Annotated in this window: 8 protein-coding genes; 3 read left to right on the top strand and 5 right to left on the bottom strand. The window is 67.7% G+C overall.

Annotated features, from left to right (window positions below; genetic code table 11):
- Window positions 1-1,076: serine hydrolase (locus Q7T09_RS06555; protein ID WP_304698631.1), on the top strand; the 1,076-nt coding region annotated here is incomplete at its 5' end.
- A gap of 67 nt (window positions 1,077-1,143) precedes the next feature.
- Here Q7T09_RS06555 and Q7T09_RS06550 read toward each other — a convergent pair.
- The 5 genes from Q7T09_RS06550 to Q7T09_RS06530 all read right to left on the bottom strand — a co-directional run bounded on the left by Q7T09_RS06550 (window position 1,144) and on the right by Q7T09_RS06530 (window position 5,931).
- Window positions 1,144-1,806 carry a hypothetical protein gene (locus tag Q7T09_RS06550; protein ID WP_304698630.1) on the bottom strand — a complete coding sequence of 221 codons (663 nt, stop codon included), beginning with the start codon at window positions 1,804-1,806 and terminating at the stop codon, window positions 1,144-1,146.
- A 315-nt stretch (window positions 1,807-2,121) separates the two neighbouring features.
- Complete coding sequence (locus Q7T09_RS06545) at window positions 2,122-2,793, bottom strand: HAD family phosphatase (RefSeq protein ID WP_304698628.1); 672 nt, start codon at window positions 2,791-2,793, stop codon at window positions 2,122-2,124.
- A gap of 18 nt (window positions 2,794-2,811) precedes the next feature.
- Entirely contained in the window at window positions 2,812-3,681 is an 870-nt protein-coding gene (locus Q7T09_RS06540) for a phosphotransferase family protein (RefSeq protein ID WP_304698626.1), read from the bottom strand.
- A 32-nt stretch (window positions 3,682-3,713) separates the two neighbouring features.
- Window positions 3,714-4,187: a hypothetical protein gene (locus Q7T09_RS06535; RefSeq protein ID WP_304698624.1), complete on the bottom strand. Its 474-nt coding sequence runs from the start codon at window positions 4,185-4,187 to the stop codon at window positions 3,714-3,716.
- Between the two features lie 151 nt (window positions 4,188-4,338).
- A complete protein-coding gene (locus Q7T09_RS06530) occupies window positions 4,339-5,931 on the bottom strand; it encodes an isocitrate lyase (RefSeq protein ID WP_304698622.1) in 1,593 nt (530 codons plus the stop codon).
- 144 nt (window positions 5,932-6,075) lie between these two features.
- Here Q7T09_RS06530 and Q7T09_RS06525 point away from each other — a divergent pair, with 144 nt between their 5' ends.
- Together Q7T09_RS06525 and Q7T09_RS06520 are read left to right on the top strand one after the other, a co-directional pair.
- The gene (locus tag Q7T09_RS06525) at window positions 6,076-7,494 is read left to right on the top strand and encodes a short-chain fatty acyl-CoA regulator family protein (RefSeq protein ID WP_304698620.1); all 1,419 of its coding nucleotides are present in this window, start codon (window positions 6,076-6,078) and stop codon (window positions 7,492-7,494) included.
- Between the two features lie 116 nt (window positions 7,495-7,610).
- A partial coding sequence (locus Q7T09_RS06520; RefSeq protein ID WP_304698619.1) for a malate synthase G occupies window positions 7,611-8,987 on the top strand: 1,377 nt, incomplete at its 3' end.

Genomic DNA, 8,987 nt, shown 5'->3' with positions numbered 1-8,987 from the left:
TCGAGGCCGGCCTGCCGATGCAGCGGGACTCGATCTTCCGCATCGCCTCGATGTCCAAGCCGATCGTTTCGGCCGCGGCCCTGACGATGCTGCAGGAGGGGCGCTTCGCCCTGGAGGACCCGATCTCCCGGGTGGCGCCGGAGTTCCTGCGGATGCGGGTGCTGCGCGATCCCGACGGGCCGCTGGAGGACACCGTCCCCGCCGACCGCCAGATCACCTTCGATGATCTGTTGACTCACCGCGCGGGCCTGACCCAGGCCGGGTTCCAGTCCGGCCCCATCGACGCGGCGCACCGCGAGGCCCTGGGCCCCGATCTCGACAGCCCACTGTCGCCCGACGCCTGGATCTCAGGCCTGGCCGGCCTGCCGTTGATCGGCCAGCCGGGGGCGGCCTTCACCTATGGCCGGTCCACGGATCTGCTGGGCCTGCTGCTGGCCCGCATGGAGGGCGCGCCGCTGGAGGAGGTGCTGCGCCACCGGGTGTTCGAGCCCCTGGGCATGACCGACACCGGGTTTTCCGTGCCGCCGGAGCAGCGCCACCGCCGGGCGGGGTTCTACGGGTTCGACATGACCGGCAAGCTGAAGAAGCTCGCCGCGCCGCCCGGCGGGGTGGCCTTGCCTGAGCGCCCCGACGACATGGAATTCGCCTCGGGCGGGGCGGGCCTTTGGTCCACCGTGGACGACTACCTGGCCTTCGCCCGCATGTTCGTGGATCCGTCGGTGGAGCTGCTGTCGCCGGAGACGCGCGCCCTGATGACCACCAACCAGCTCACCGACGCACAGCGGCTGGGGGCCGGCATGTTCGGCATGCCGACCTTCGGGACAGGCTCGGGCTTCGGCCTGGGGGTCGCCACGGCGCTGGATCCCGCCACCGCCCCGGTGATGCGCGGCAAGGGCGGGGTGGGCACGGTGGGCTGGCCCGGCGCCTATGGCGGCTGGTGGCAGGCCGATCCCACCAACGGCTCGGTGGCCATCCTGCTGATGCACAACATGCTGGAGCTGGAACAGCTCACCGCCGGCTACGGCCTGGGCGGCTACGGCGCGATCATGGAGTTCCACGCCCTGGCGACAGCCTAGGGGCGACGCGGACCCCATCGACGGTGGCCATTTCACAGTGTCGCCGAAACCCGCACCGTAACCCGCTCTAGCTCTGTTCGAACCGGACGCGCTGGTAGGTGTTCGGCCCGAACAGCACGGCGGTCAGGAACAGGAAGATGAATTCCGCCGCCAGCAGCCGCCAGGCGCCGGTCTGTTCCGCCACGCTGAAGGCCTCCAGCGCGTCGCGGCCAAAGAACAGCCAGGCGCCCCCCTCGACCACCAGGGCGGCCATCCCCCAGCCTACGGCGTCGAGTATGGCCTTACCGGCCGTCCAGGCGGCCCGCAGCCGGAAGAGCAGGCCAAGCCCCCCCAGCCACCATGGCGCCCACAGCCACCCGGCCAGCATCGCCGAAAGCGGTTCGGCCCAGCCCGGCAAGGCGGCGACCAGGGCGGTGATCAGGCTGCGCGGCGCCTGCGGCTGGATCGCCAGCGCCAGATGCGGGACCGCATAGAGGGCGGCGAACAACAGGAAGAAGGGGGCCATCCAAATCGCCGGGCGTCCATGGACCTTGCGCCAGGCCTTCACCTCGGCCGCCTCCGCCGGGTCCCGACGGGCCTTGGTCGCCCGCCGGGTGACCTTCTGGCGAGGCGCCGGGTTGGCGGGCCTCGGCCGCAACGCGGCCAGCGCGGCCTTGAGCCGCGCCCACAGCGTCGACAAACCCGAGGGCTCGGGTCCGCTGACCGTCGGTTGGTTTCGTCCGCCGTCCATGCCTTCCCCCCGGAAGCCTCCAGGGCAGGATGTACCAGTCGGAGAACGGCGTCACGCGAGTTGTGGTGGCTATGGCGCGCTCCTGGAAATCCACGCGCTGGCGCGAACTAGTGGCCGTACCCAACCTGCGTGCCTCCAGTTTTTCCTTCTCCCCTTGCGGGAGAAGGTGGCCCTGCGGAGCAGGGTCGGATGAGGGGTCGATAGGCCTATCGGGTTAGAGCGGTTGGATCGTGCGCGGAGAGTTGAGCGTGACCCCTCATCCGACCGGTCTCCGACCGGCCACCTTCTCCCGCAAGGGGAGAAGGACGTGCGTAGCTAATTGCGCAATTGGGTATGAACCAGATCGCGGACGTCATGGAGGTCATGGACGACAAGGACGCAGAGCGCGCGAATGTCCTCCGTCGGCGCCATCAGATCGGGGGCCATGACGGTCATCATGCCGGCCGCCGACGCCGACCGGACGCCGATGTGGGAGTCCTCGAGGGCCAGGCAGAACCGGGGTTCGACGCCAAGCCGCTCGGCGGCTTTCAGGAAGGGATCGGGCGCGGGTTTGCCGTTCTCGTAGTCGCCGCGGCAGACGATCGCGTCGAACCGCTCCGTCAGGCCATGCGAGGCCAGGTGACGCTCGACGGTGGTTCGAGATGACGAGGTGGCGATGGCGCGCGGCAGCCGGACCTGGTCCAGGAATTCCAGCAGTTCAGGGGCGCCCGGCTTCATGGCGGGCCTGTTCTCGGCGACCAACCAGAAGTGGCGTCGCCAATCGGCGTGGAAGTCCTCGAACAGGAACGCCTCGCCGAAGTGCGAGCGGAACAGGTCCCCGCATTGCGACCGGCGCACGCCGATGGACCCGTTGTAGACCTCGTCCGGAATCTGATGACCAGCTTCGGCGGCGGCGGCCAGCAGCGCCTCTTGCCAGAGCGCTTCGGTATCGAACAGCAGGCCGTCCATATCGAAGATCACGGCGCTCGGGCGATAGGGCAAGGTCATGCTGTGGGCGTCCTTCTGTCAGCCCTGCCCCTCAAGTTGCCGAGCCATGGCCTGTAGCGACGGCCATGGCGGGCCCTTGCGCAGGGTGTCGATGAAGTGTGTGGCCCACTGCCGGCCGTTCGGGAACTGGTCGCTGGCGTCCCACCGCCACGCCGCGACCATCGCGAGAACGAGAGCGCGGCACTCGCTCAGCAACGCCTGATCAACGTCGCGATAGTGCTCGGGGACCGCCTCAGGCACGTGGGCCAGATCGAACTCGATTGGCCCGAAACAACAGGTCTCAAGGTCGATGAATAGCGGCCCGATCTTTGTACTCAGCACATTGCCGGGGTGCGGTTCGCCGTGAAGCAACTGCTCCGCCGCGCCGCGCGCCACAATCGTTCGCCTGAGGCTCTCCAACATGCCGCTGAGAAGGCGCCGGTCCGCGTCGGCGAGTTCCGGTGTTTGGTCCTGGTTCGCCACGAGCGCCTGGGCTTCCGCGACGCGGTCCGTGAAGTGCGGCGCGGTGATCTCGATCGTCCGCATGCCTGCGTGCAGACGCCAGAGCGCATCTGCGTAGTCGGCTGGCGCGAGTTCGGGTGTCACGGGCGCGTAGTAGGTCCAAAGCGTAATCGCGAAGTCGTCGCGCTCGTAGACCAGCGGCGGAACCCTGGGTTCGAGAGCCGCCGCGGGAGCCTCGATCTCGGCGAGCCGCCCGGCAAGCTCGACCTCGAACTGCGCAACCTGCTCCGCCATGGGCGCGACCCGGGCGAATGCGTCACAGGGCTGTAGACGCAAGGCGAGCTTGTTTGAGTTCTGAAGCACGACCGCGTCGTCGGCTTGGAGGCCAAGCGCCTTAGCGGTCGAGATGGCCGCGGCCACCGCACGCTGAAGTTCAGGGACCTGCAAGGGCTGCTCCCTCTGTCACCGAATTCCGATGACTAAAGCTCTTCAAGAAGGCGTCTGCCGGCTGGAGATTCAGTGAAGGCAAATTCGTCGAACTCGATATGAACCTCGCCGCGATCCTCCGTGGTCCCCGGCTTCACCAGCAGGAACCGGTGGGCCATCCTTGGCGGAGCACCCGAGAATTCATCGCACCAAATTTCCGTGGGGCGCATTTCCAGTGCGCCCTCAAGAGCCTTTTGGCCCAGGACGATCCGACCACCGCCATAGCGAATAAGCGTGTGCCAGTAGCCGCGCTGCAGGTCACCGGTCAGCAAGCGAAGTGACAGAACGCCTTCGGAGTGGTCCAGCCGGTCCACGTAGGCGTCGTTCAGGCTGATGCTCGTGGCGAACCGCCAAACCTGCCCGCCTTGGTCGAGAGATGCGACGTAGGTCCGATACCGCGCCTCGATCTCCCCGCATTCCTCGTCGGAGAGATCGCCTGAGGCCCAGCCGCGCGTGAAGTACTCCATGCGACGAAGCTACGCGTGGAGCGTGCCTTCAGCAACGCGAGCGCGGCCTGGCTTGTGCTGTTTGAAACGGACTCCTGCCCATGAGCCCAAACCAAAACGGCCCGGAGCGTGAGCTCCGGGCCGTCCTGGTCTTGTCCGTAGATCAGGTCGCTTAGGCGAACTGGCCCATGGTGTTGTGGACGCCGCCGGCCTTCAGGGCCGCTTCGCCGGCGAAGTATTCCTTGTGGTCGTCGCCGAGGTCGGAACCCGACATGTTCTGGTGCTTCACGCAGGCGATCCCTTCGCGGATCTCCTTGCGCTGGACGTTCTTCACGTAGCCCAGCATGCCCTGCGAGCCGAAGTATTCCTTGGCCAGGTTGTCCGTGGACAGGGCCGCGGTGTGGTAGGTCGGCAGGGTGATCAGGTGGTGGAAGATGCCCGCGCGCTTGGCGCCATCGGCCTGGAAGGTGCGGATGCGTTCGTCGGCTTCCACGGCCAGATCGGTGGTGTCGTAGTCGACGCTCATCAGCTTGTCGCGGTCATAGGCCGAGACGTCCTTACCGGCCGCCTTGTAGGCGTCATAGACCTGCTGGCGGAAGTTCAGGGTCCAGTTGAAGGACGGGCTGTTGTTATAGACCAGCTTGGCGTTGGGGATCACCGCGCGGACGCGGTCCATCATGCCGGCGATCTGCTCGACGTGGGGCTTCTCGGTTTCGATCCACAGCAGGTCGGCGCCGTTCTGCAGCGAGGTGATCGAGTCGAGGACGCAGCGGTCTTCACCGGTGCCTTCGCGGAACTGGAACAGGTTCGAAGGCAGGCGCTTGGGACGCAGCAGCTTGCCGTCGCGGTTCAGGACCACGTCGCCGTTCTTCAGGTCGCCCTGGGCCACTTCTTCGCAATCGAGGAAGCTGTTGTACTGGTCGCCCAGGTCGCCGGGGGTGGTGGAGACCGCGATCTGCTTGGTCAGGCCGGCGCCGAGCGAGTCGGTGCGGGTGACGATGACGCCGTCCTCGACGCCCAGTTCCAGGAAGGCGTAGCGGCAGGCGCGGACCTTCTGCAGGAAGTCCTCGTGCGGCACGGTGACCTTGCCGTCCTGGTGACCGCACTGCTTTTCGTCGGAGACCTGGTTTTCGATCTGCAGGGCGCAGGCGCCGGCCTCGATCATCTTCTTGGCCAGCAGGTAGGTGGCTTCGGCGTTGCCGAACCCGGCGTCGATGTCGGCGATCACCGGCACGACGTGGGTCTGGTAGTTGTCGACGGCGTCGAGGATGGCCTTTTCCTTGGCCTTGTCGCCGGCCGCGCGGGCGGCGTCGAGGTCGCGGAACATGCCGCCCAGTTCACGGGCGTCGGCTTGGCGCAGGAAGGTGTAGAGCTCTTCGATCAGGGCGGGCACCGAGGTCTTCTCGTGCATCGACTGGTCGGGCAGGGGGCCGAACTCGGAGCGCAGGGCCGCGACCATCCAGCCCGATAGGTAGAGGTAGCGGCGGTCGGTGGTGCCGAAGTGCTTCTTGATGGAGATCAGCTTCTGCTGGCCGATGAAGCCGTGCCAGCAACCCAGGGACTGGGTGTACTGCGAGGAGTCGGCGTCATAGGCCGCCATGTCCTTGCGCATGATGCCGGCGGTGTAGCGGGCGATTTCCAGGCCGGTCTTGAAGCGGTTCTGGACGCGCATGCGGGCCACCGACTCCGCGTCGATGGCGGCCCAGGGGCCCTTCTTGGAGTCGATGAGCTGGCTCATCTGGATGATATGGTCTTGGTACGCCATGGGAGCCTCGATGCGAGAGGTGAAGTTGAGCGGCCCGTACCAAGGCGCTTTGGTCCTGTGGAGTCGCTCCGAGGTCTAGCTGTCAATCTTTACAGGAAATGCTTGTCATGATGTAATGTCATGACAACGGAACTTGTAATTAACATGGCCGCCGAACGTCGCCTCTATGTGGGTCCGAGCCTGCGCCGCCTGCGCCGCGACCTGGGCCTGACCCAGGCCGACATGGCCAGCGACCTGGAGGTCTCGGCCTCCTATGTCGCCCTGCTGGAACGCAACCACCGGCCCCTGAGCGCCGAGATGCTGCTGCGCCTGGCCCAGACCTACAAGCTCGACATGACCACCCTGGTGGGCAGCAGCGGCGCCGACGAGACCGCCCGACTGCAGGCGGTGCTGAAGGACCCGATGTTCGCCGACATCGACCTGCCGGCCCTGGAGACCTCCGACCTGGCCGGCAACTTCCCCGGCATCACCGAGGCCCTGCTGCGGCTCTACACGACCTATCGCGAGGAGCAGCTGGCCTTGGCCGACCGGGGCGCCGAGACCCACGAGACCGGCGGCGAGGGCTCCGACGCCACCGACCCGGTGGCGGAGTCCCGCCGCTTCCTGGCCGCGCGGCGCAACAGCTTCCCCAGCCTGGACGACGCCGCCGAACGCATCGCCCAGGCGGTCGCCGGCCATGACAACCTGGTGGGCTATCTGAAGGCGCGGCACGGGCTGAAGGTGCGGCGCCTGCCGTCCAGCGTGATGGTCGGCTCGATTCGCCGGCTGGATTGGCACCGCAAGGAGATCCTGCTGGACGACGGTTTGGACACCGCCAGCCAGATGTTCCAGCTGGCCCTGCAGCTGGCCTATCTGGAGATGCGCGAGGAGATCGACGCGGTGCTGGAGGGCGGGACCTTCGTCACAGACAGCGGCGAGCGCCTGACCCGCCGGGCCCTGGCCAGTTATGCGGCCGCGGCGGTGATCATGCCCTATTCGGCCTTCGCCCGCGCCGTCGAGGCGCGGCGCTACGATGTCGAGGCCCTGGCCCGCCAGTTCGGCGCCAGCTTCGAACAGACCGCCCACCGGCTGACCACCCTGCAGAAGCCGGGGCAGGAGCGGGTGCCGTTCTTCTTCATCCGTGTCGATCCGGCCGGCAATGTCTCCAAGCGGCTGGACGGGGCGGGTTTCCCCTTCGCCCGCCATGGCGGCGGTTGTCCCCTGTGGTCGGTCCACCAGGTGTTCCGCACCCCGCGCCAGATCGTCACCCAGTGGTTGGAGCTGCCCGACGGCCAGAGGTTCTTCTCCATCGCCCGCACCGTGACCGCTGGCGGCGGGGCGTTCGGCAGCGCCCGGGTGGAGCGGGCCATCGCGCTAGGCTGCGCCGCCGAGCACGCCGGCAAGCTGGTCTACACCCAGGATCAGCCGGGGTTTGGGGCGGAGGCCGCCACCCCCATCGGGGTCACCTGCCGCCTGTGCCATCGCACCGAATGCACGGCCCGATCGGCGCCTCCCATCGGCCGCCAGATCCTGCCCGACGACATCCGGCGCACCAGCCTGCCCTTCGGCTTCTCCGACAGCTGAACTTTCAATTGGGGGCTTCAAAGCCGCGCGCTTCCGTGCAGTAAAGCGCCCGACGAAAATGGTCCGCCGCCGGCGCGACGGATCTCTGGCCGCCTATTTGAGAGCTCGGTACGCAAATGGACATCAGCAACGCCCTGGCCGTCGACGACATCCTGCACGCCTTCGTGGAGCAGGAGCTCCTGCCCGGGACCGGCGTGGCGCCCGACGCCTTCTGGGCGGCGCTGGAGACCATCCTGGCCGACTTCACGCCGCGCAACGCCGAGCTGCTCGCCCGCCGTGACGCCTTGCAGGACCAGATCGACGCCTGGTGGAAGGCGCGGAAGAGCAAGGCCTTCGACGTCGGCGAGGAGACCGCCTTCCTGCGCGAGATCGGCTATCTGCTGCCCGAGCCCGCGCCCTTCGAGATCGCCACCCAAGGCGTCGATCCGGAGATCGCCAAGGTCGCGGGTCCCCAGCTGGTGGTGCCGGTTTCGAACGGACGGTTTGCGCTGAACGCCGCCAACGCCCGCTGGGGCAGCCTCTATGACGCCCTCTACGGCACCGACGCCCTGGAGCCGCCGACCGGCGCCAAGGGCTATGATCCCGCGCGCGGGGCCAAGGTCGTGGCCTTCGCCCGCGGTCTGCTGGACCGCGTGGCGCCCCTGGCCAAGGGTTCGCATTCGGACGCCACCAGCTATGTCGTGAAGGACAAGGCCCTTGTCGTCAGCCTGAAGGACGGCTCGACCACCGGCCTGAAGGACGCCGCCCAGTTCGCCGGCTGGCGCGGGACCGCCGAGGCGCCGGAGGGCGTCCTGCTGGCCCACAACAGCCTGCACCTTGAGATCCTCATCGACCGGACTCACAGCATCGGCAAGGACGACGCCGCCGGCGTCGCCGACGTTCTGGTGGAGGCCGCGCTCACCGCCATCCAGGACTGCGAGGACTCCGTCGCCGCCGTGGACGCCGAGGACAAGGCCGGCGTCTACCGCAACTGGCTGGGCCTGATGCGCGGCGACCTCTCGGCCAGCTTCGTCAAGGGCGGCCAGACCGAGACGCGGCGCCTCGACGCCGACCGCACCTATGCCAGCCCCAAGGGCGGCGAGCTGGCCCTGCGCGGCCGCAGCCTGATGCTGGTGCGCAATGTCGGCCACCACATGCTGACCGACGCCGTGACCTTCAACGGCCAGCCGGTGTTCGAGACCGTGGTGGACGCCCTGATCACCGTCACCGCCGCCCTGCACGACATCAAGGGCGCGCGCCGCAACAGCCCGGCGGGCTCGGTCTATGTCGTGAAGCCCAAGATGCACGGGCCCGACGAAGTGGCCCTGGCGGTTCGCCTGTTTGATTTGGTGGAGGACGCGCTCGGTCTCGAACGCAACACCGTCAAGCTGGGCATCATGGACGAGGAGCGCCGCACCAGCGCCAACCTGGCCGCCTGCATCCACGCCGCCCGCGAGCGGATCGTGTTCATCAATACCGGCTTCCTCGATCGCACCGGCGACGAGATCCACACC

It is taken from the genome of Phenylobacterium sp. (assembly GCF_030645195.1).
GTDB lineage: Bacteria > Pseudomonadota > Alphaproteobacteria > Caulobacterales > Caulobacteraceae > Phenylobacterium.
The sequence above is the reverse complement of the archived record's forward strand: the minus strand, read 5'-3'. Positions and strand labels throughout refer to the sequence as shown.

Bases quoted from the DNA above. Each gene is read 5' to 3' on its own strand.
- Q7T09_RS06550 (WP_304698630.1), bottom strand. From the start codon at position 1,806: ATGGACGGCGGACGAAACCAACCGACGGTCAGCGGACCCGAGCCCTCG.
- Q7T09_RS06545 (WP_304698628.1), bottom strand. From the start codon at position 2,793: ATGACCTTGCCCTATCGCCCGAGCGCCGTGATCTTCGATATGGACGGC.
- Q7T09_RS06535 (WP_304698624.1), bottom strand. From the start codon at position 4,187: ATGGAGTACTTCACGCGCGGCTGGGCCTCAGGCGATCTCTCCGACGAG.
- Q7T09_RS06530 (WP_304698622.1), bottom strand. From the start codon at position 5,931: ATGGCGTACCAAGACCATATCATCCAGATGAGCCAGCTCATCGACTCC.
- Q7T09_RS06525 (WP_304698620.1), top strand. From the start codon at position 6,076: ATGGCCGCCGAACGTCGCCTCTATGTGGGTCCGAGCCTGCGCCGCCTG.